We start from the raw sequence: 21,631 nt of genomic DNA on the forward strand, positions 1-21,631 counted from the left end.
TCGCCGCTGGTAGTGTCGCGGGGGCTGCGGCTCACGGCACTGCCGCCATCCCCTCCGAGGCCGTCGTTCACTCCTCCAGACCCGGATTCCCGGTTCGCCGAACCGTCCGGGACGGACCCCTAATTTAATGACACGCCCGGGACATGGTAGAACGACCCATGGAACGGCAGCACGCGGAACGGGACTTTTCGAGTGAGGTGCTGGGGATGGAGCCGATCGGGCGGCTGTTCGACGCGACCGTCGAGCGAAACGCGACGGGGACCGCCCAGCAGTACAAGGGCGGCGTCTACGATCGGAGTCTCGCGGGGACGGCGTTCGAGCCGGCACCGACCGGCGAGTACGCGAGTCTGACCTACGAGGAGATGGGCGACATCGTGCGCTCGCTGGCGGCGGGCTTTCGATCGCTCGGGATCGACGCGGGCGATCGCGTCGGCATCTTCTCGGATACCCGGATGGAGTGGGCGCAGTCTGACTTCGCCCTGCTCTCGGCGGGCGCGGTCGTCACGACCGTCTACAAGAGTTCTTCGCCGGATCAGGCGCGGTACCTGCTCGACGACCCGGGTGCCAGCGGGGTCGTCGTCGAGAACGAGGACCTGCTCGAGCGCGTCCTCGAGGTCGAGGACGAACTCGACCTCGAGTTTATCGTCTCGATCGACGACCCCGGCGACGAATACGCCGATCGGGAGGGAGTCTACACGCTGGCGGAGGTGTACGAGCAGGGCGTTGCGGCGTACGATCCGGAGACGTACGACGAGTGGCTCGAGGCGGTCGACGTCGACGACCTCGCGAGTATCATCTACACCAGCGGGACGACCGGTCAGCCGAAGGGCGTGAAACTCACCCATCGAAACTTCCGGACGAACGTCAACCAGATCTACCGGCGGTACGGCCCGCGGGACGACAAGCCCGACGACGTGCCGGCGATCGATTCGGAGAGTCGACTCGTCTCGTACCTGCCGCTGGCCCACGTCTTCGAGCGGACCTGCGGGCACTTCATGATGTTCGCCGCCGGGAGCACCGTCGCCTACGCGGAGAGCGTCGACACGCTCCAGGAGGACTTCAGCCTCGTCGGGCCGACGGGGGCGACCAGCGTTCCCCGCGTCTACGAGAAGATCTACGACGCGATCCGCGAACAGGCCAGCGAGTCGCCGCTCAAGGAGCGCATCTTCGAGTGGGCGACCGACGTCGGCCGCGACTACCACCGGGCCGACAACCCGGGTGCGATCCTCGAACTCAAGCGGACGATCGCGGACAAACTCGTCTTCAGCCAGGTCAAGGAGGCGCTCGGCGGGAACGTCGAGTTCCTCGTCAGCGGCGGCGGCACGCTCTCTGCGGACCTCTGTACCCTCTATCACGGGATGGGGCTGCCCATCTTCGAGGGGTACGGGCTCACCGAGACCGCACCCGTCGTCTCGACGAATCCGCCCGAGAACGCGAAGATCGGCACGATCGGCCCGCCGGTCGTCGACTGCGAGGTGGCAGTCGACGAGACGGTGATTCCGGACAGCGAGACGATCGACACGCTCGGCGAGACCGGGGAGCTCCTGGTGAAGGGGCCGAACGTGTTCGAGGGATACTGGGAGAAGCCGCGGGCGACGGACGAGGCGTTCACGGACGACGTCCCCGGAAGCGACGCGACCGGGGAGTCGGAAGACTCGTCTTCCGGACGGTGGTTCCGGACCGGCGACATCGTCACCATCCGCCCCGACGACTACATGGTCTTCCACGAGCGATCGAAACAGCTCGTCGTCCTCTCGACGGGGAAGAACGTCGCGCCGGCCCCGATCGAGGACGCCTTCGCGGCGATCGACGTCGTCGAGCAGTGTCTGGTGGTCGGCAACGGCGAGAAGTTCGTCGGCGCGCTCATCGTCCCCAACTTCGAGCCGCTTCGGCGGCTCGCCGACGAGGAGGGGATCGACCTGCCGGCCGATCCCGAGGCCGTCTGCGAACACGACTGGGTGGGCGATCGCGTCGAGGCGGCCGTCGCCGAGGTCAACGAGCGGTTCGAGGCCCACGAGACGATCAAGGAGTTCCGCCTCGTCCCCGTGGAGTTCACCGAGGACAACGACATGCTGACGCCGACGATGAAGAAGAAGCGCCGGGTCATTCTGGACGCCTACGAGGACCAGGTCGCGGACATCTACGACGAGGGCGAAACGCGGGAGAAGCAGACGGCCTGATCCGGCCGGCCGCGTCGATCGTTTTCGTTCGCGATCGAGGCTACTCAGACCACGAGCCAGACCACGGTAAAGAGGATGAGCACGCCGCTGATGTCACAGACGTTGGTGACGACCGGGATCGTGGTGTCGTCGGGATCGTAGCCGAGCCGATAGGAGGCGTAGACGGCGACGGAGCTGACGACGACGACCCAGACGGCGAGTAGCATCCCGCTGACGATCGTGACGAGCAGGAGCGTCCCGAGACCGAGCGTCCCGCCCAGGGCGCGGCCGATCGCCCACGAGGCGATCCCGAGCAGGACGAACACCGTCGCGGCCAGCCCCATGACCGCCCCGACGTTCGCCCGGATGGCGGGGTTGTCGGGCGAGAACTCGAGGGTCCCGAGGTGGAGCTGCGTCGAGAGCCGCGCGCACATGATCGAGCCGAGGTTGCCGGCGGTCCCGATCATCACCGGCACGAGGACCAGCAGTGCGGGGTTCGCGAGCAACTCCTCTTCGAAGCTCTCGAGGACGGTTCCCGAGACCATCTGCAGGACCGAGAGGGCGGCCAGCAGCGGGACGAGCGTCGTGACGATGTTGCCGACGGTCCAGTCGCCGATCGGGTCGTCCAGATCTTCGCCGTGGAGGACGTCGCCGCCGGCGCTCACAGCACCGCCCCCGCGACGGCGATGCCGATCAGCAAGAACGCGACGCCGAAAACGTCGCCGACGGTCGTCACGACCGGGCCGATAATGTTGTCCGGGTCGAGGCCGCGCCGGTAGCCCTTGAAGATCACGGTGAGCAACACCCCGAGCATCGCGAACGCACTCAGCAGGGCTGCGATGACCAGGACGACGACGAGTTCGAGCAGGCTTCCGTCCCGCCCCAGCGCGAGCAGGACGCCCCACGCGAGGACGGCGATGAAGACGGAGACGATCATCCCGTTCAGGAACGAGGCGACGATCGCGTTCCTGAGGCGGCCGTTCCACTCGAAGTGCGGGTCGATCAGCCCCTGATGGAGACCGCTCGAGAGGCGGGCCCCGAGCGACCCGTAGACGCCGCCGCGAGTCGCGAGGAAGGCGGGCAACAGGAGCAAGATTCCGGGGACGCTCTCGATCCCCTCGCGCATCGTCTCGGTACCGAGCAGCGTGCCGGCGAACAGACCCGCCACGAGGCTGACGAGGATGACCGGCAACGCCTGCCGATAGACGTCGAGGGCGGTGTCGTGGCCCAACATCTGTCCGTAGGTCCGTCCCCGTCCCATTAAGTATTGATCCTCGGACGGGCGGTCGATCCCCGTCGACCGCGATCTCGTTCCGCCGGTTTCCGTCGATCGCGTCGTTCGTCGTCGATCGGTTCCGCGGTGGATCAACCCCGTTCCCCGACGCTCTCGATCAAAATCCGTAGTAGACGTGGGCGAGGTGGCCGTCCGGACAGCGGGCCGTCAGCCGTCGCCGCCGAGCGTCGGCGTCGATCTCGGTTTCGAGTGCCGGATCCGGACCGGTGGTGATCCCGAAGACGCTCGCTCCCTGTGGCATCCCGACCCGCAACGGTGCGTCACAGACCGGGCAGTCGGTGTCGGCCCACTCTCTCATGCCAGCCCGTCCGACTCGAGAGATATTCGCTCTTGACCCTAACAACCCAGTCGATCCGTGGGATCCTGTGGGAACGGCCCTGTCGCCGTGGCGATCGTCGGAGCTGATCGTCGCCGTCCGGTGAACGTCGCGGTTCGATGAACCGATACCGATTTGAGGTCGGGCCTGTCACGTACTGACACATGAAACACGTACGGGGACCGCTGTGTTCGATCGACGTCGGCGACCGAACCGGTTCGACGGAACCGATCGACGACGTCCTCGAGACGTACGTCGGCGGCCGGGGGCTGGGGACGAAACTGGCCCACGATCGGATCCCGTTCGACGCCGATCCGCTGGGACCGGACAACCGGCTCTACTTCGCGACGGGGCCGCTCCAGCACTCGACGATGAGTTTCACGGGCCGGATGTCGGCGACGGGCGTCTCGCCGCTCACTGACGGATTGCTCTCCTCGAACGCTGGTGGCTTCCTCTCGCGGAACTTCACGGGAACGGGGTACAGCGCCGTCGAGGTGACTGGCGCGAGCGACGACCTCGTGATCGTCCACGTCACCGACGAGGGAATCGAGTTCGAGGCGGTCCCGGACCTCGAGGAGGCGACCGTCCCGGAGACCTGCGAGTACATCGAGACGGAGCACGGGCTGGGCTCCGAACACACCGTCGTCGTCGGTCCCGCGGGCGAGAACGAGGTCCGCTTCGCCTCGATCATGACCTCCGAGGAGCGGGCGTTCGGCCGGGGCGGACTCGGCGCGGCCCTGGGCGCGAAGAACGTCAAGGCGATCACCTTCGACGGCGACTCGACCCGCGGGGTCGAGATTCCGCCGCTCCAGACCGACGTCCACCGGGAGGCGGCCCAGGCCGACCATCCGATGAAAGAGTCGGGGACGACCTCCGTCACCGAGTACGCCAACATGGTCGAGGCGCTGCCGACGCGGTACTTCTCCGAACTCTCCTTCGAGGGAGCCGCCGACATCGGCGGCGACGCGGTCGCCGAGAAGAAGTACGAGAAGGGGACCTGCTCGGCGTGTGCGTTCGCGTGCAAGCTTCCCACCCGGGACGAGGAGACCGGCCTCGAAACCGAGGGGCCCGAGTACGAGACGGTCATGTCGTTCGGGTCGAACGCGGGCGTGGACGACGTCGTCGACGTCATGAAGTCGAACAAACTGTGTGACGACCTCGGCCTCGACACGATTTCGGCGGGCGACGTCGTCGCGGCGTACCTCGAGAGCGAGGACGAGTTCGGCAACGCCGACCTGATCCACGAGACGGTGGAGAAGATCGCCTACCGCGAGGGGATCGGCGATCGACTCGCGGAGGGGATCGATCGGATTCACGACGACCTCGGCGTCGAGAACTGGTCCGTGAAGGGCATGGAGTTTTCCGCCCACGACGGGCGCACCCTGAACGGACAGGGACTGGCCTTCGCGACCTCGAACCGCGGGGCCGACCACATGTACGCCGAGTTCTACCCCTACGAGTACCCGCTGGTCGACGCCGAGAAGGCCTTCGACAAGGCGGGACTCGACGGCAAGCCGCCGAAGATCGTCGAACTCGAGAATATCAACGCGATCAAGGACAGCGCCGTCCTCTGCAAGTTCTCGCGGGACTTCGTGGACGAGGACCGCCTGACGACGCTGCTCGACGCCGACTACGAGGACCTGCTCGAACTCGGCGGTCGCGTCGTCTCGCTCGAACGCCACTTCAACAACCAGCGCGGCTTCGACGAGCGCGACGATCGGCTCCCGTACGAGTTACCCGACTTCGAGTCCGCCCTGCAGGAGTACTACGACGAACGCGGCTGGAACGAGGACGGGACCGTCCCCGAGAGCGCGGTCGAGAGCGACACCGCGGCACCGGCCGACGACTGATCGGTACCCGACGGCGATCGCTCACTCGCGCCGATCGGACTCGTCCGGTTCGTCGTCCGGCGAGAGCCGATCGTCCCCCCGGGACCGCAGCGGCGCGTCGTCGGCCCGCGAGGGGTGGATGTTGAAGTTGTTCCCCCGGTACGGGTCGCTTTCGGGATCGTAGGACAGTTCGCTCCGCTCGAAGAGGTAGATGAAGAAGCCGAAGATCGGGATGCAGAACGTGATCGCCGTCCACTTCTCGCGGGGCTCGAGGCCGACCCGATCGGCATCGTAGTAGGTGAACGCGGTGAGCCCGAGGTGCCAGGCCAGCGGAACGCCGACGATCGCCGCCAGCAGGAGCGTGCTCATACCCGTCCTACGGCCCGTGAATACTAAACTGACCGGCCTCGTTGGAACCCTCAAAAGACGATAGATTTCGGCGGTCGCGCTGAATAGAAAGCGCGAATATTGCACGAGATTCAGCTCGATCTGCGAAAGTGGTGATCGTTTCGTGCAGCCTCAGGATGAATCGCTGGATGAAAGCGCTGAACCTACAACAATTGTTCCGATGAACAGAAAGATGACACTGACCCAGAACCCATCCGCGCTCTGTGAGTGGAAAGAGTAAACCAGAACCCAGATGCTAACCAATGTCGTTTGAACTCCGAGAAGACCCTCTTTTATTGCATCCATACATCAGTGAGGGTGAGAATGTGTTAAAAGTTTGTTTATCATACTCCGCAGCCATATATTGTGCAATATCCAGGATCTGTTGGCCGGATGGTTCGCCAGAGTTGGTGTGAAATAAACTGAACTGGCCTGCTGCACTCATGCTCTGTATCTCGCACACTGTTCCTATCAACTGGCAAGGATTCCAACAGAGCCAACTGACCGGCTGTATGACGGTCCGTGATCGGATACGGCGATGATAGCGGCCGCTGTAAACACCACGAAAGCCCTCCCGTGGTGTTCTCGATCGACTCGGTACCGCAACTCCGTCTGCTGTCGATCGTGAGCTGCAACCGTCCCGTCGCTACGACGACGAAAACCGGAAAACCGAAGCAGAAGGCCCTAGTTGACGTCGAACTCGATCGCCGCACCTTGCCCGAAGCCGACACAGAGCGTCGCGAGGCCGAGGCCGCCGCCGCGCTTCTGGAGTTCGTTGATCAGCGTCACCGGCAGGCGAGCGCCGGAGGCACCGAGCGGGTGGCCGATCGCGATCGCGCCGCCGTTGACGTTGAAGATCTCGGGGTCGATGCCGAGTTCGTCGCGGGAGTAGATCGACTGGCTGGCGAACGCCTCGTTGAGTTCGACGAGATCGTACTCGTCGATGTCGCGGCCGTTGCGCTCGAGCAGGCCACGCGTGGCGGGCACCGGCCCGATTCCCATGACGGTCGGGTCGACGCCGGCGACGTTGTTCTTGCCGATTTCGGCCATGATCTCGAGGTCGTGTTCCTCGGCGAACGCCTCGCTCGTGACGAGCAGGGCGGAGGCCCCGTCGGAGATCTGCGAGGCGTTACCGGGCGTGACCGTGCCGTCGGACTTGAAGACGGTCGGCAGTTCGGCGAGCTTCTCGGCGGTGGTGCCCGGGCGAATGCCCTCGTCCTCGGTGACGGTGCCGTCCTCGGTCTCGATCGGGACGATCTCGTCGTCGAAGCGACCCTCCTCGGTCGCCTCGGCGGCGCGTTGCTGGCTCCGGGCGGCGTACTCGTCCTGCTCCTCGCGGCTGACGCCGTACTCCTCGGCGACCTTCTCGGCGGTCATCCCCATCTGGAGTTCGCCCATGTTGTAGAGTTCGGCCATCTTGGGGTGGACGTTCGGGGTGTTCTCGCCCATCGGGACGCGACTCATCGACTCGACGCCGCCCGCGATGATCGCGTCACGGTTGCCCGCGGCGATCGCGTCGGAGGCGGAGATGACCGACTGCATGGAGGAGGCACACCAGCGGTTGATCGTCGTCGCGGGGACGTCCTCGCCGAGTTCCGAGAGGAGGGCGATGACGCGGGCCATGTTGTTGCCCTGTTCGCCGCGCTGCTGGGCACAGCCCCACATCAGGTCGTCGACGTCCTCGCCGGTGAGTCCGGTCTCGGCGAGGATCTCGTCGATCAGCGGCACCGACAGGTCCTCGCTCCGAACGTCAGCGAAGACGCCGTCTTCTTTCCCCTGTGGGGTTCGCACTGCCTCGACAACGACAGGTGTCTGTGACATACAGTACCGAATGTCCCTCATTAACTTAAATCCGGTACAACTCCCTGGAGCGGGCTGGCGGTTTACAGGCTGTCGAGGCGAATGCCACGGGGCTTGACCCCGAGGCGGTTCACGATCATCTCGAGGCTGAAATCGGCGTTTTACCTTGCGGTGTCTCCTTATCACAGTGATACGTTTTGCAGACCATGCGTGATCGAACCACACTGATCGCGGTCGCCCTCGCGGCGTTGCTCGTCGGGTCGGCGATCGGCGTCGGCCTCACGGGCGTGTTCGACGACACGAGCGCCGACGCGGCCGGGGACGATCGGTCGGGATCGCCGCTCGAGGAGCCGTCCGCGGCGACCCTGTCGACCTTCGAATCCGACGAGGCGTTCGCCGACTACTTCGACGACGATCGATCGGGACTCGTCCGGCCGGTCGGACCGACCGTCGCTCGAGCAGGCGGTGACGACGTCGCGGTCGAGGAGGATATGGACGCCGCGAACGGAGCGGACGAGGCGGATTCCGGCGGCGACGCTGGCGGCGGAACCGGCGGCGAACCGCGCCACTCCGAGACGAACGTCCAGGAGGCCGCGCTCGACGAACCGGACGTACTGAAGACCGACGGCGAGTCGGTCTACTATTCCGACGTTCGCTACACCCCGCGGTGGGACGAGACGAGTATCGTCGACGTGAGCGACCCCGCGGACCCCGAGTCGATCGGCTCGATCCCGCTCTCGGGGACGCTGTTGCTCGCGAACGACACGCTCGTCGTGCTCGGCCACGACCAGGTCGCCGGCTACGACGTGAGCGACCCTGCCGACCCCGAAGAGCAGTGGCGCAAGGACCTCGAGGCCCGGATCGACACCGCCCGCCTCTACGACGGCGACCTCTATCTCGTCCTCGTCGATCGACCCGGGAGCGATCCCTGTCCGATCGAGCCGTTCGGGGACCGCGCGATCGAGTGCACCGACGTCGTCCGTCCCGACGCGCCGGCCGACGCGGACGTCGTCTACACCGCCATGCGCGTCGATCCCGAGACGGGGGACGTCGACAGCGAGGAGAGCGTGATCGGCTCGCAGTCTCACTCTGCGACCTACGTCTCCGAGGAGGCGATCTACCTCTCGTACACGCGATCGACCTCGGAGTACGACCTGCTGCGATCGTACCTTCTGAGCGAGAACGGCAGCGAGGTGGTCGACGAGACCGTCCGCGATCGGGTGCGGACGCTCGACGGCCTCGACATCTCCGAGCGAGCGAAGTCGGTCGAACTCCGCGAGATCCTCGACGGCTGGTACAGTGGGATGGACGACACGGACCGCAGGGAATCTCAGCGGGCGTTCGACGAGGGCCTGGCGGCGTACGTCGCGGACAACCAGCGGGACCTCACCCGGACCGGGATCGTCAGGATCGACATCGACGGCGACCTGACCGCCGACGGGAACGGCGAGGTGCCCGGCTACCCGCTGAACCAGTTCTCGCTGGACGAACACGACGACCACGTCCGCATCGCGACGACGATCCCCCGGAGCCACGGCGTCGACTCCGAAAACGACGTCTACGTCCTCGATTCGGACCTCGAGACGGTCGGCTCGGTGACGGGACTCGGCGTCGACGAGCGGGTCTACTCCGTGCGCTTCGAGGGCGACGAGGGCTACGTCGTCACCTTCCGCGAGATCGACCCGTTCTACACGCTCGACCTCTCGGACCCGACCGATCCGATCGTCGAGGGCGAACTCAAACTGCCGGGCTTCTCCGAGTACCTCCACCCGCTAGAGGAGGACCTCGTGCTCGGCGTCGGACAGGAGGATCGACAGCCAAAGCTCTCGCTGTTCGACGTGAGCGATCGCGACGACCCGATCGAGCGCGACTCGGTGATCCTCGACGACGAGCGCTACAGCGACGTCAGCCGGACCCACACCGCCTTCCTGCAGGACGAGGCCCACGGCGTGTTCTTCGTCCCGGGGAGCGAGCACAGCTACGTGTTCGGCTACGAGGGCGGCGACCTCGACGAGGTCGCCCGCGTTGACGTCGGCGGCCACGGTACGCGCGCGATGTACGTCGACGACTACCTCTACATCTTCGGCGGGGACGAAGCGGTCGTCCTCGACCAGACCACCTGGGAGGAGGAGACCCGGATCGACCTGTAGCGATCGAACGCCCCGTTCCTGCGCCGGTCCGACGGTATCGATCGCGATCGAGGGGGCAGGACTGACAGTCCCGACCGAGGGGAATCCTTTTGCCGTCCGTTTGGCAATGCCAGTCCATGGACGGAGACGAGCACCTCGATCGGCCGACCGACGACCGACCCACGGGGACCGATCGGGACGGAGCGGACCAGGACGGCGACGGAGACGATCGGGATGGAGACGCCGACGATCCGGAACCCGACTCGATCGACGGACGACCGGATGCGACGGATCGGGCAACGACGGATCAGGCCGGGACGTCTCCTGCCCCGGACGAGAACGGAGACGCGGCCGCGAACGGCGGCGCGACGGAAGCCGCGTCGGCCGACGACGAAGCGGGAACGATGCCCGGCGTCCCGGATCCCGACCCCGAGGAGTCGGACGTCCCCGAGGACGTCCGGAAGTACGCCCGGTTCAAAAAGATGGACGGGGCCCAGTACGATCGGGTCAACGAGTTCCTGCGCGATCGGACCTACGTCACTGCCCGCGAGTGGGCGATCGCGCGCCTCTGTTCGGACTTTCGCACCGAAACCGGCGTCGAGATGACCAAGATCGGCGAGAACCTGCCGGAACTCGTGCCGTTCATGACGGACACCTACACGCCGCAGGCGGTCAACCAGGCCCGCTCCTCGTTCGAGGAGAAGGTCCGGAAGGCGGGCGCGACCTTCCTCTACGGGGCGATGTGTGACTTCTTCACCGCGGAGGAACTCGACGACGTGATGTACGAGTCGACCGAGGTCGCGAAGTTCCTGCTGGAGGTCGAGGGCGTGGACCTCTCCGTCGAAGAGGAACTCGAGGCCGAAGAACGGATCTCGTCGGTGATGCGCGAGGTCCGCGAGGCGAGCGAGGAACTCCGCGAGCAGGAGACCGAATAACGCGCTCGGCAAACGCCGATGGCGATCCGTGCCGTCGCCGGTTCCGTGCCCCCTGTTCCCTGTCGAGAGGTTCGCGGTCGGTGACCCGACCGGACCGCCACCAGCACGAGAGGTATCCGTCCCCGAATAGTATAGATTTTCCTACTGGTTTCAGAACGATGAATGCGCAGACGGCCGTCGTGTCGGCGGCGGTCGCGCGGTCTGCTGGCCGATGCGGTTACTCTTCGCTCTAGGCGCGAACGTCCGACTCCTCGACGAACAGCGACGGATCCTCGTGGGAGAAGACGATCCACTCCGCGGCCGAGTCCGGCCGGACGTGGACCAGCAGTTCCTCCTCGTACAGCGCCCGCTCGAGGACCGACCGCGCCGCCGAGATCGAGTACGTCAGCGGGACGATGACCGCGGTCTCGGTCGTCTCGTCGCGCTCGACCGCGATCGCGAATCGCCGATCGGCACCGTCGGCCGGGAGGTAGTACACGTTCGCCGACTCGAAGCCGCCGCCGTCGCTCTCGACGAGGGACTCGACGAGATCGTACTCGTCCGGCGACACCGTGACGTGCATCCCGGCCCGGTCGTCGTCCGCGACGGGATCGACGGCCTCGGGGTCGAGGACGACGGCGTCCCAGCCGTTCTCCCGGTACTCGTCGGCGATCGCCGACGCGTCCGCCACCAGTTCGTCCCACTCCGGCGCAGTCGTCGGTGCGCGGTTCTCGTCGCTCATCGGGACCGCCCTCCGTTCGATCGGGTGTCCATACCCCACCAACGGGTCGAGGGCGAAAAACAGTGTTCACCGACGACCGCCGGACGGGGCCGACGATCGCGGGTCCGGATTCGCCGGTCACCGATCGTCGTCCGCGTCCTCGCCGACGTTCTCGACGGTGATCGAGCCGTGATCGTCCCCGACGAGGGCGTCTTCGATCGCGGTCCGGATCCGCGCTGGATCTCCGGGGCCGCCCGCGGCCTGCACGCTCCCGACGGTCGCCGGGGTCAGCGGAACCCCGAGCGCCCCGTAGACGTCGGCGAGGGCGCTCGCGAGTTCCTCTCGGCCGGCCACGAGCAGAATGCCGGCGACGAGGGCGGCCCCGCGCCGGACCCGCTGGGCGATCCCGACGAGTTTTCGCCGTCGGCCCTGTGCGTCGATCGCCGACAGCGAGTGAGTGCCCGGACAGAACGCGTCGTCGGGCTCACCCCGATCGATCTCGAGGCCGAACTCCTCGAGGACGCACTCGAGTGCGCCCGTGAGGCGATCGTACCGCTCGTCGGTCCCCTCCCGGAAGTCGTCGATCGGCTCGGCGCGGGCGAACGCGATGGTCGTCTCGCCGTCGTAGGCGACGGCCCGGCCGCCCACGCTCCGCTCGACGGGCGGGAAGCCGTGCTCCCGGGCGGCCTCCCGGGCGCGATCGTAGCCGTCGAGACGGGCGTCTCGGCGGCCGAACGCGACCTGCCGGTGGGGAACCCAGACGCGAACCGCGGGTTCGCCGTCGTCGGCGACCGAGAGGAGGTGCCGGCTCACGTCGCGATCCGCCTCGATCGTCCCCGCCCGTCCCCGGAACACGTGCATGCCGGGAGCGTTCGTCTCGATGCACCTAAACGCTCCCGGCACGTCCATGCGGACGACTGTGACGGCCGTCACGCTCCCCGCGTCGCTGTTGACCCAGTACGAGCGCTTCTCGCTCTACAACTCGCCCTACCGCGCCCACGAGGAGGGCCGCGCGATCGACCTGTACCCCGGGACCCTCCGCGACGGCAGGACGACCGCCGCGCCGAGTCCCGTCTCCGGGACCGTCCTCGAGACCCGGACCGTGACGGCACCGCCGAAACCCTACGCGCCCGCCCACGACCACCTGATCCTGATCGAGTGCGAGGGACCGGGGGATCTCGCGGGACTGACGGCCCGCGTGCTCCACGTCGACCCCGCGGTCGCGGCCGGCGATCGGGTCGCCCGCGGAGACTCACTGGGCGACCTCGTCCGGGCCGGTTTCTTCGCGCCGTGGGTCGACAACCACCTCCACGTCGGCTTCCGCCCGCCCGATCGGAACCCCCACCGAGCGTCGGGATCACTCCCGATCGATCTCGGGATCGACCTCGAACCGCTCCATTGGGACGGGACCGGCACCGTCGTCGAAACCGGCGACACCTACGCCGTCCTCGATGCGCCGACCCATCCCGATCCCGGCGAGGCGTTCGTCGGCGTCCGTGCGGAGGTGGGCGAACCGAGCGGCGCGAGGCGATCCAACGGCGGCGTCCTCGACGGCGGACTCCCGCACTACGACGGTGGCGGTCTGCTCGATCGGGGCCGCCCGGTTGCGGACGGCAGCCCGGTCTCCCTGAACGGCGATCGACTCGGCGTCGTCGACGGCCGGACGATTACGTGGGACGACGTGACCGTCACCGCGAACGGCGGCCCGATCACCGGCCTCTCGCTGTTTTGCGCCCGCGACGCCGACTTCGGCGCGAAACTGATCTGTCCCGATCGATCGTTCGACGTCGGCGAGTCGGTCCGGGTGCGGGTCGAACGCGATTCGGCGACGGGTGGCGATCGATAGTTCTGCCAGGTCCCGTTCTGTCCCGTCCTACTCCCGGCGCTCTCGATGGCGGTCTTTCGCCCGCTGGTAGGCCTCGTCCTCGCGAACGCGCTTCCAGTATTCCTCGAAGATGAGTGCCGCCGCCCGTTTGTCCTCGTCGGCCCACTGATGCGGTTCGCGCTCGGTTCCGTCCTCGTCGTACTTGCGACCACCCGGGTACTTCGCGTACCGCATCGCTCTGGTGTACCCCATCTGGAGGTATTTGCGGGCCATGTCCATCCCCGGGAACTCGCCGTCCTCGCGGTAGCCCTCGTAGCGATCGTAGATCGCTTCGGCCGACTCCTGGGCCGCCTCCTCGTCCGTGTACGACCACAGCGGCAGCAACTCGCTCTTGTACGGTTCGACCTTGAAGACGTCTTCTTCGCCGCGGCCGATCTCGTACGCGTCGGGGTTTTCGCGGAAGTCGACGTCGTATTCCGGATCTTCAGTCACGTCGACCACCGTTCGTCGCCGCGACCGAACGAAGCGAGGACGCAGTCTTTTTTGGTCCAGATTTTTTGCGTGAGCGGTGAGCTCGCGACGCGAGCGAACCCGAACGGAAAAAAGGTGGTTGCGAGACGCCTTCTTCGCCGCGGCCGATCTCGTATGCGCCGGGGTTTTCGCGGAAGTCGACGTCGTACTCCGGTCCGTCGTCCGTCGAGTCCGACATACGTGTTCGACGGGCGCCAGACGAATGAATCCTCGACAACGGGAAACCCGCGAAACGCAGGGATCAAGAGCGTCGCTAGCAGACGACGGGTCATGAGCGCGGACCAACCGGAGTCGCCGGACGGCTTCGACGACCTCGAGGAGTTGCTACAGGGATACATCAAGGAGTACCAGGAGTTTCTCTCGTGGATCGGGACGGAGGTCGACGACGTCGGCTCCGGGACGATGACGCTCTCGATTCCCTACGACGAGAAACTGACGAACGTCCGCCCCTACGTCGATTCGGACGCGCGCCCGGACATCCACGGCGGCATCGCGGCGACGCTCATCGACACCGCCGGCGGGTTCGTCCTCCGGACCGAACTCGAGAACCCGATCGCCGTGAGCATCGCGACGATCAACCTGAACGTCAACTACCTCCAGCCCGCGACGGGCGATCTCACGGCGACGGCCGACGTGATCCGCGTCGGCGGCACCGTCGGCGTCAGCGAGGTGACCGTCGAGAGCACGACCCCCGATGGCGAGACGCGAGCGGTCGCGACCGGGCAGGGCGCGTATCGGATTTTCCGACAGGAGTGAGCGGCGGACGGCGCGTGTCGACCGTCGGTCGCGCGTGACCCGTTCCGGCCGATCGGTCCGGCCCGGACGACCGTTCTGGACCGTCGGTCCGATCCGGAGCACGTTCCGGAGTGACTAGGTACTTCCTTCCCCCTCAGCGCTTCGACGAACATCTTCCCCACCTGTTCCATCTGAAGGGAATTTATACGCCCCTCTAATAACGCGCTGTTCCGAGCCCCGGGTGTAATCGGCGATCCGCTGCACAGAACCGCGATCGACGATCCACTTCCAGACCGATGACCGACACACCCACTTCGACCGATCGAGACCGGACCGAGACCGACGCGACGGCGGCCGACCGCGAGCCGCTGTTCGATCGCATTCCGCGACGCGACTTCATGAAGGCCGGCGTGGCCGCCGGCGCGATGGGGTCGTTCGCCGGCTGTACGGGGCTGCTCAGCGACGACGACCACCCGTCGGCGGCGGACGTCGATGCGAGCGTCGCGCCCGGTGAACACGACGAGTACTACGCCTTCCTCTCCGGAGGTCACACGGGCGAGATCCGCGTCTACGGCATCCCCTCGATGCGCCAGCTGATGCGGATCCCCGTGTTCAGTACCGAGAGTGCCCGCGGCTACGGCTACGACGATCGAACCAGCGAGATGCTGGAGGAGGCCGGCGGCTACACGTGGGGCGACACCCACCACCCGCGACTCAGCCAGACGGACAACGACTACGACGGCCGCTTCGCCTACGTCAACGACAAGGCCAACGGCCGGATGGCCCGGATCGACCTGAAGTACTTCGAGACGGACGCGATCGTCGACGTTCCCAACACGCAGGGGGTCCACGGAGCCTGTGCGCGCCTGCCCGACACCGATCTCATCTTCGGGGTCGGCGAGTTCCGCGTCCCGATGCCCAACGACGGCCGGGACCTGGACGACCCGGACGAGTACACCTCGGTCCTCACGGCGATCGAGCCCGAGTCGTTCGACGTCGCCTGGCAGGTGCTCGTCGACGGCAACATGGACAACGGCGACGGCGGCAAGAACGGGCGCTGGTTCTTCGCGACGGGCTACAACAGCGAGAACGGCGTCACCGAGAGCGAGATGTCGGGGTCGGACACGGACTACGTGAAGGCGTTCGACACCCTCGCGATCGAGGACGCCGTCGAGGCCGGCGAGTACGAGGAGATCGGCGGCGTCAAGGTCGTCGACGGACGCCAGGACAGTCCGCTCAACGGCGGCTCGGACCCGATCGTCCGGTACGTGGACGTACCGAAGAGCCCCCACGGGGTAAGCGTCACTCCGGACGGCGAGTACGCGATCGCGAGCGGGAAGCTCGATCCGACCTGTTCGGTGATCGACATCGAGATGCTGGGCGACGCCGCGGATCCGAACGACGCGATCGTGGGCCAGCCCCGCGTCGGCATGGGGCCGCTCCACACCGCCTACGACGGCCGGGGACACGCCTACACGACGCTGTTCATCGACTCGCAGGTCGTCAAGTGGGACATCGAGGACGCAGTCGAGGCCGACCTCGGTTCCGAGGAGCCGGTGATCGAGAAGATCGACGTTCACTACAACCCCGGGCACCTGATCGCCGCGGAGTCCTACACGGCCGATCCGCAGGGCGACTGGCTGGTCTCGCTCAACAAGCTCTCGAAGGACCGGTTCCTCCCGGTCGGCCCGATGCACCCGGAGAACGACCAGCTGATCTACATCGGCGACGACGACGCGGGGATGAAACTCGTCAAGGACACGCCCTCGTACGCCGAACCACACGACGCCTCGATCGTCAGTGCGGACAAGCTCGACCCCGCCACGGTGTACGATCCGGAGGACTACGACGAGGAGTTCGTCGGGCCGGAGGACAGCGAGATCGTCCGCGAGGACGGCCGGGTTCACGTGAAGATGTACTCAATGCGCAACGAGTTCGGCTACTCGGACGTCACCGTCCAGGAGGGCGACGAGGTGACGTTCACCGTCACGAACATCGAGGAGACCGACGACATCCTGCACTCGCTGGCGATCCCCGAGTACGACGTCAACATAAAACTCGCCCCGCAGGAGACCCGCGAGGTGACGATCACGGCCGACGAGCCCGGCGTCTACTGGATGTACTGTGCGTTTTTCTGTAGCGCACTCCACCTCGAGATGCGCTCGCGACTGCTCGTCGAACCCGCGGAGTGATCTCGATGACCCGCCTCACTCGGCTGCTCGAACTCAGGCGCTTCCTCCCGCTGACAGCCGCTGGACTGTTCGTACTCGCACTGACGATGCCGGTGTGGCGGATCGTCCTCACGGCGCCACAGTACATGGACCCGCTGGTCGTGGAACTCTACGCCTACCCGCGACTGGGTGGCGACTTCGGTGAGGTGCACTCCCTCAACAAGTACGTCGGGTTCTACTACCCCGATCCGGTGTACGTCGATCCGAACTACGACGTCCACGAGAAGGCCGTCGCCGTCCCCGAGTGGGTACTCGGTCCCGTCGTGTTCGTCGGCCTCGCGCTGGCCAGCGCCGTCGTCGCCTGTCTCCCCTCGGGCCGCCCGCTCCGTCGGGGAGTGACCGCCCTGGTCGCCGGGACGATCGCGATCTTCGGCGCGATGCTCGCGATCATCCAGTACCGGCTCTACCAGGCCGGCCACTCGCTCGATCCGGACGCGCCGCTGTCCGGGGTCGAGGGGTTCACCCCGCCGGTCCTCGGGACCTACGAGGTGGCCAACATCAGCGGCAACGCCTGGTTCGGTCCCGGCGGGTACGTGACGCTGATCGCCGTCGGCCTGCTGGTCGTCGCGTTCCGCTTTCGGGATTCCGGAGCGACGGTCCGGGACGTGCCGGCGCTGTTCCGGTCCGGTTCCGACCGCGTCCGCGCCCGGATTCGTGGCTGGTGCGATCGATCCGGGCCGGACGATCGATCGGGTACGGACGGAGGAGCGGGGACGAGATCCGACGAGACGCCACGCGCCGAATCGCGCGCTACTGATCCCACTCGCTCGACCCCGGAGGGTGAGTCCCCGTGACCGAATCCTGGTTCGCCGTCGCCGCCGCGGTGATGCTCGTCGGGTCGCTCGCGGGTGCAGCCGTCGCCGCGACGGACGACTCGACCGACGGAGAGAGCGTCGACGGCTGGAGCGCGACCGTTCCCGACGTCCACGACGTCCCGGAACCCGACGAAGACGGTACCGCGACCGTCGGCGATCGCGAGTACGACTCCCTGCAGGCGGCGATCGACGCCGCCGACCCCGGCGATACGGTGCTCGTCGCGGGACGGTTCGACGAGCGCGTGACCGTCGAGACGCCGGCCGTCACGATCGAGGCCGTCGAACGGGACGGCGCAGTGATCGACGGCGGCGGCGAGGGGACCGTCGTCGACGTCCGTGCCGACGGCGTGACGATCGCGGGGGTCTGGATCCGCAACTCCGGCACCGACCAGACCGACGACGACAGCGGCGTGGTCGTCAACGGCTCGAACGCCACCCTGTCGGAACTCCGGCTGACCGACGTCGACTTCGGCGTCTGGATCGGCGCAGTTGACGGCGTGACCGTCGAGGAGAGCATCGTCGCCGGTCGCGAGGACGTCACGGTGCCCGAACGCGGCAACGGCATCCACCTCTGGGAGACCACCGACGCCGAGATCAGGAACAACTACGTCACGACCGTCCGCGACGGGATCTACTACCAGTGGGCGGAGGGCGTCGCCGCCGAGGGCAACGTCATGTGGGAGATGCGCTACGGCGTCCACTACATGTACTCGAACGACAACGTACTCGCGGACAACGTCGCGTTCGACAACGACGTCGGGTTCGCCCTGATGGTCTCGCAGGAACTCACGCTCCGGAACAACACCGCGGCGAACAACGACGGCTCGAGCGGTCACGGCATCCTCGTCAAGGACGTCGAGAACAGCGAGATCGTCGACAACGACCTCGTCGGCAACGGCAACGGACTGTACGTCTACAACGCCCAGCACAACCGCATGGCGGACAACCTCGTCCTCGAGAACGACGTGGGCGTTCACATCACGGCCGGCAGCAGCGGCGAACTCGTGACCGGCAACAGCTTCGTCGCGAACGACGCCGCCGCGTTCGCGGAGACGAACGCGCAGGTCAGCTGGAACGACACCGATCGAGGCAACTACTGGTCGGACGCCCGCGCCGTCGACCTCGACGGCGACGGAACGAGCGAAGCCCGCCACCAGCCCGCCGGTACCGTCGAACGGGTGGTCCACGAGAACCCGCAGGCGGCCGTCTTCACCGAGAGTCCCGCGTTCGACGCCGTTCGACTGGCCGAGAGTTCGTTCCCGATCGTCGAGACGCCGGGCATCGTCGACCAGCGACCGCTGGCCGAGCCAGCACACGAGGACTGGAGGTCCTACTATGAACATCACGATCACTGACGTCCACAAGCGATACGGCGACGTCGTCGCCCTCGACGGCCCCTCCTTCGAGGTGCCCTCGGGGTCGACGTTCGGCGTCCTCGGGACGAACGGGGCGGGAAAGACGACGCTGTTCGAACTGCTGGTCGGCCACGACCGGCCCGACGAAGGCCGGATCGAGGTCGGCGGCCTCGACGTCGAGCGCGCGGGCCACCGCGTCCGCGAGCGCGTCGGTTTCCTGCCCGAACACAGCGGCTTCCCGGCGTCGATGACCGGCCGCGAGGTGCTCTCGGTGCACGCCCGTATCCGCGGGCTCTCCGGCCGCGACGATCGGATCGCGGCGTGTCTCGACCTCGTCGACCTGGCCGATGCCGCCGATCGGCCCGTCTCCGGCTACTCGAACGGGATGGGTCGACGCCTCGGCCTCGCGTCGGTCCTGCTCTCACAGCCGCCGGTGCTCGTCCTCGACGAGCCGACGGCCGGGCTGGACCCGCGCGGCGTGGCGGCGTTTCACCGCATCGTCGAGCGCATCGACGGCGAGACCGACGCCACGGTCGTCCTCTCCTCGCACGTGCTGAGCGAGGTCGAGCGCCTCTGTGACGAGGTCGCCATCCTCCAGGACGGCCAGTTGCGCGCCGCCGGGCCGATCGACGATCTCCGAACCGCGCCCGGCCGCGTGACGGTCTCGTTCCACCCTGCAGACGATCGCGAGGCGCTCCTCGCGGCCGTCCAGGGGCGGGGCGACGTCACCGACGCCGGCGACGGGATCGACGTCGAGTGCGACCGCGAGACGGCGTTCGATCTCGTCGCGGGGATCGACTCCGATCTCGTCGATCGGTTCGAGGTCCGCGAACCGGGTCTCGAGGCGGCGTTCCACGAGGCGATCGCCGGGGATCGGCCGGCGGCGGCCGGGGAGGTGGAGCCGTGACGGGTGACCTGCCCCGACCCGACGAAGATGCCAGCGTATCGGCCGATCGAGACCGACCCACCGATGGCGGCGGACCGACAGATCGCCGGCCCGACGGCGAACGCGGGGGCGAACCGCGACCCGACGGCGGCTACGAGGCCGAACCCGGGGCCGAGGCCGCGATCGGCACCGGGCTCGCCGCCGAGTCGGGGCGCTGGTACCGGCAACTGTTCGTCGTCGCCGAGACGGAGTATCGGCTGGCGGTCAGGAACCGGTGGGCGATCGCGCTCACGGCGATCTTCGCCGCGTTCGCGCTCGGGCTGACGACCTTCAGCGGCTCCTCGGTCAGCCCCCAGGGGTTCGAGCGTGTCGTCGCGAGTCTCGCCGTCCTCGCGGTCTACCTCGTGCCGCTGGTCGCGTTCGCGTTCAGCTACGACGCCGTCGTCGGCCGGGAGGAGAGCGGCTGGCTCCAGACGCTGTTCGCCCTGCCCGTCTCCCGGTCGTGGGTCGTCCTCGGGACGCTCCTCGGGCGGGCGACCGTGCTCGCGAGCGCGACGATCGTCGGGTTCGGCGTCGCCGGCGGCTTCCTCCTGCTCGAGTACGGCCTCGCCGGCTTCGACGCCTACGTCGGCTTCCTGCTCGCGACGGTCGGCCTCGGGCTGGCCTTCCTCGCGATCGGCGTCCTGCTGTCGACGATCGCGCGCGAGAAGACCCACGCGCTCGGGATCGCCCTGCTGGCGTGGGCGTGGTTCGTCCTCGTTCACGACCTGCTCGGACTCGGCCTGGTCGCCGCGTTCGGCCTCTCGGAGACGGCGATCTCGGCGATGGTGGTGGCGAACCCCACCGCGATCTTCCGGGCGCTGGTCCTCGGCGCGCTCGGTGCCGGCGGCGAGGCCGGCTTCGCCGCCGTGCTCGCGTCGGCCGGCCTCTCCGCGGGCGTGCTCGCCGCGGCCCTGCTCGCGTGGATCGCCGTTCCGACCGCACTCGCAACCGTCGCGATCCGGAGGCGACGACTGTGACTCGACGCGATCGCACGCACGACTGCGCACACGGGCACCCCGGCGGAGGGGCCGGGACCGATCGCTACTCGCGGCGTCGCCTGCTCGGTGGCATCGGGGCCGTCGCCGCGGCCGGACTGGCCGGCTGTCTCGGGAGCGCCGACGGCGGCGACGAATCGCCGGCCGAGCCGATCGCGCTGGACGAGGGCCAGACGTGTGACGTCTGCGGGATGACGATCGCGGACCACTACGGGCCGGCGGGACAGCTGTTCTACGCCGACGGGAAGCCCGGGGACCGCGACGGGCCGGCCCGGTTCGACAGTCTCTCGGAACTGCTGGCCTCCCACGAAGAGCGCGTCGCCCGCGGCTGGACGCTTCGCGACGCGTTCGTCACCGACTACTCGAGGGTCGAGTACGCCCTCCGGAAACGGGAGGGCGTGATCTACATCTCGAGTCACGTCGCGGCAGACGCCTTCGCCGACGCGACGACGCTCCACTACGTCGTCGACAGCGGCGTCGAAGGGGCCATGGGCGAGGCGATCGTGCCGTTCGGCGATCGGGACGACGCGGAAGCGTTCGTCGCCGCCCACGACGGCGAGATCCGGGGCTGGGACGACCTGCTGTGACTGGACGGAGGGTGGAATCGCTCTCGGCCACAGGAACCCGGTGTGCCATCGGCCACGGCGATCGAGTCCGGGAACCGCCA

The 21,631-nt window shown here is 67.4% G+C and carries 20 protein-coding genes; 12 read left to right on the plus strand and 8 right to left on the minus strand.

Annotation, left to right across the window (positions count from 1 at the left end):
* The first annotated feature begins 158 nt into the window (after window positions 1-158).
* Window positions 159-2,180 (plus strand): AMP-dependent synthetase/ligase, encoded by a 2,022-nt coding sequence (locus MUN73_RS04805; RefSeq protein ID WP_250139303.1) that lies wholly within the window; start codon window positions 159-161, stop codon window positions 2,178-2,180.
* Between the two features lie 44 nt (window positions 2,181-2,224).
* On the opposite strand, the gene MUN73_RS04810 is transcribed toward MUN73_RS04805, so the two are convergent.
* The 3 genes from MUN73_RS04810 to MUN73_RS04820 all read right to left on the minus strand — a co-directional run bounded on the left by MUN73_RS04810 (window position 2,225) and on the right by MUN73_RS04820 (window position 3,751).
* Window positions 2,225-2,824: a magnesium transporter gene (locus MUN73_RS04810; RefSeq protein WP_250139304.1), complete on the minus strand. Its 600-nt coding sequence runs from the start codon at window positions 2,822-2,824 to the stop codon at window positions 2,225-2,227.
* On the minus strand, window positions 2,821-3,393 hold the full coding sequence (locus MUN73_RS04815) for a magnesium transporter (protein ID WP_250139305.1): 573 nt from the start codon (window positions 3,391-3,393) through the stop codon (window positions 2,821-2,823). Before MUN73_RS04815 ends, MUN73_RS04810 begins: the two co-directional genes overlap by 4 nt.
* Before the next feature lie 157 nt (window positions 3,394-3,550).
* Entirely contained in the window at window positions 3,551-3,751 is a 201-nt protein-coding gene (locus MUN73_RS04820) for a hypothetical protein (protein ID WP_250139306.1), read from the minus strand.
* A 182-nt stretch (window positions 3,752-3,933) separates the two neighbouring features.
* Here MUN73_RS04820 and MUN73_RS04825 point away from each other — a divergent pair, with 182 nt between their 5' ends.
* Window positions 3,934-5,619: an aldehyde ferredoxin oxidoreductase C-terminal domain-containing protein gene (locus MUN73_RS04825; protein ID WP_250139307.1), complete on the plus strand. Its 1,686-nt coding sequence runs from the start codon at window positions 3,934-3,936 to the stop codon at window positions 5,617-5,619.
* 21 nt (window positions 5,620-5,640) lie between these two features.
* Here the strand turns inward: MUN73_RS04825 and MUN73_RS04830 are convergent, their stop codons facing one another.
* Together MUN73_RS04830 and MUN73_RS04835 are read right to left on the minus strand one after the other, a co-directional pair.
* A complete protein-coding gene (locus MUN73_RS04830; protein WP_250139308.1) occupies window positions 5,641-5,967 on the minus strand; it encodes a hypothetical protein in 327 nt (108 codons plus the stop codon).
* A gap of 702 nt (window positions 5,968-6,669) precedes the next feature.
* Window positions 6,670-7,806, minus strand: a complete 1,137-nt coding sequence (locus MUN73_RS04835) for a thiolase family protein (RefSeq protein WP_250139309.1) — start codon at window positions 7,804-7,806, stop codon at window positions 6,670-6,672.
* A 185-nt stretch (window positions 7,807-7,991) separates the two neighbouring features.
* Between MUN73_RS04835 and MUN73_RS04840 the strand changes: the two genes are divergently transcribed.
* Window positions 7,992-9,935 (plus strand): beta-propeller domain-containing protein, encoded by a 1,944-nt coding sequence (locus MUN73_RS04840; RefSeq protein WP_250139310.1) that lies wholly within the window; start codon window positions 7,992-7,994, stop codon window positions 9,933-9,935.
* Between the two features lie 116 nt (window positions 9,936-10,051).
* Window positions 10,052-10,849, plus strand: a complete 798-nt coding sequence (locus MUN73_RS04845) for a DUF5806 family protein (protein WP_265339098.1) — start codon at window positions 10,052-10,054, stop codon at window positions 10,847-10,849.
* A gap of 229 nt (window positions 10,850-11,078) precedes the next feature.
* On the opposite strand, the gene MUN73_RS04850 is transcribed toward MUN73_RS04845, so the two are convergent.
* Window positions 11,079-11,570 (minus strand): DUF7529 family protein, encoded by a 492-nt coding sequence (locus MUN73_RS04850; RefSeq protein ID WP_250139311.1) that lies wholly within the window; start codon window positions 11,568-11,570, stop codon window positions 11,079-11,081.
* 117 nt (window positions 11,571-11,687) lie between these two features.
* On the minus strand, window positions 11,688-12,410 hold the full coding sequence (locus tag MUN73_RS04855) for a lipoate--protein ligase family protein (protein WP_250139312.1): 723 nt from the start codon (window positions 12,408-12,410) through the stop codon (window positions 11,688-11,690).
* A 46-nt stretch (window positions 12,411-12,456) separates the two neighbouring features.
* Between MUN73_RS04855 and MUN73_RS04860 the strand changes: the two genes are divergently transcribed.
* The gene (locus MUN73_RS04860) at window positions 12,457-13,395 is read left to right on the plus strand and encodes a DUF8155 domain-containing protein (protein WP_250139313.1); all 939 of its coding nucleotides are present in this window, start codon (window positions 12,457-12,459) and stop codon (window positions 13,393-13,395) included.
* A gap of 27 nt (window positions 13,396-13,422) precedes the next feature.
* On the opposite strand, the gene MUN73_RS04865 is transcribed toward MUN73_RS04860, so the two are convergent.
* A complete protein-coding gene (locus MUN73_RS04865) occupies window positions 13,423-13,866 on the minus strand; it encodes a DUF4385 family protein (RefSeq protein WP_250139314.1) in 444 nt (147 codons plus the stop codon).
* 309 nt (window positions 13,867-14,175) lie between these two features.
* Between MUN73_RS04865 and MUN73_RS04875 the strand changes: the two genes are divergently transcribed.
* The 7 genes from MUN73_RS04875 to MUN73_RS04905 all read left to right on the plus strand — a co-directional run bounded on the left by MUN73_RS04875 (window position 14,176) and on the right by MUN73_RS04905 (window position 21,551).
* Complete coding sequence (locus MUN73_RS04875) at window positions 14,176-14,661, plus strand: PaaI family thioesterase (RefSeq protein WP_250139315.1); 486 nt, start codon at window positions 14,176-14,178, stop codon at window positions 14,659-14,661.
* Window positions 14,662-14,936: 275 nt separating this feature from the next.
* A complete protein-coding gene (gene nosZ / locus MUN73_RS04880; protein ID WP_250139316.1) occupies window positions 14,937-16,832 on the plus strand; it encodes a TAT-dependent nitrous-oxide reductase in 1,896 nt (631 codons plus the stop codon).
* Window positions 16,833-16,837: 5 nt separating this feature from the next.
* Window positions 16,838-17,665 (plus strand): hypothetical protein, encoded by an 828-nt coding sequence (locus MUN73_RS04885; RefSeq protein WP_250139317.1) that lies wholly within the window; start codon window positions 16,838-16,840, stop codon window positions 17,663-17,665.
* Complete coding sequence (nosD, locus tag MUN73_RS04890) at window positions 17,662-19,041, plus strand: nitrous oxide reductase family maturation protein NosD (RefSeq protein WP_250139318.1); 1,380 nt, start codon at window positions 17,662-17,664, stop codon at window positions 19,039-19,041. Before MUN73_RS04885 ends, nosD begins: the two co-directional genes overlap by 4 nt.
* A complete protein-coding gene (locus tag MUN73_RS04895) occupies window positions 19,022-19,948 on the plus strand; it encodes an ABC transporter ATP-binding protein (RefSeq protein WP_250139319.1) in 927 nt (308 codons plus the stop codon). Before nosD ends, MUN73_RS04895 begins: the two co-directional genes overlap by 20 nt.
* Complete coding sequence (locus MUN73_RS04900; protein ID WP_250139320.1) at window positions 19,945-20,946, plus strand: ABC transporter permease; 1,002 nt, start codon at window positions 19,945-19,947, stop codon at window positions 20,944-20,946. The genes MUN73_RS04895 and MUN73_RS04900 overlap by 4 nt, the downstream gene beginning before the upstream one ends.
* Window positions 20,943-21,551, plus strand: coding sequence for a nitrous oxide reductase accessory protein NosL (locus MUN73_RS04905; protein WP_321575755.1), 609 nt, complete (start codon window positions 20,943-20,945; stop codon window positions 21,549-21,551). The genes MUN73_RS04900 and MUN73_RS04905 overlap by 4 nt, the downstream gene beginning before the upstream one ends.
* Window positions 21,552-21,631: the final 80 nt, after the last annotated feature.

Origin of the sequence: Halosolutus amylolyticus (genome assembly GCF_023566055.1) — an archaeon.
Classification (GTDB): domain Archaea; phylum Halobacteriota; class Halobacteria; order Halobacteriales; family Natrialbaceae; genus Halosolutus; species Halosolutus amylolyticus.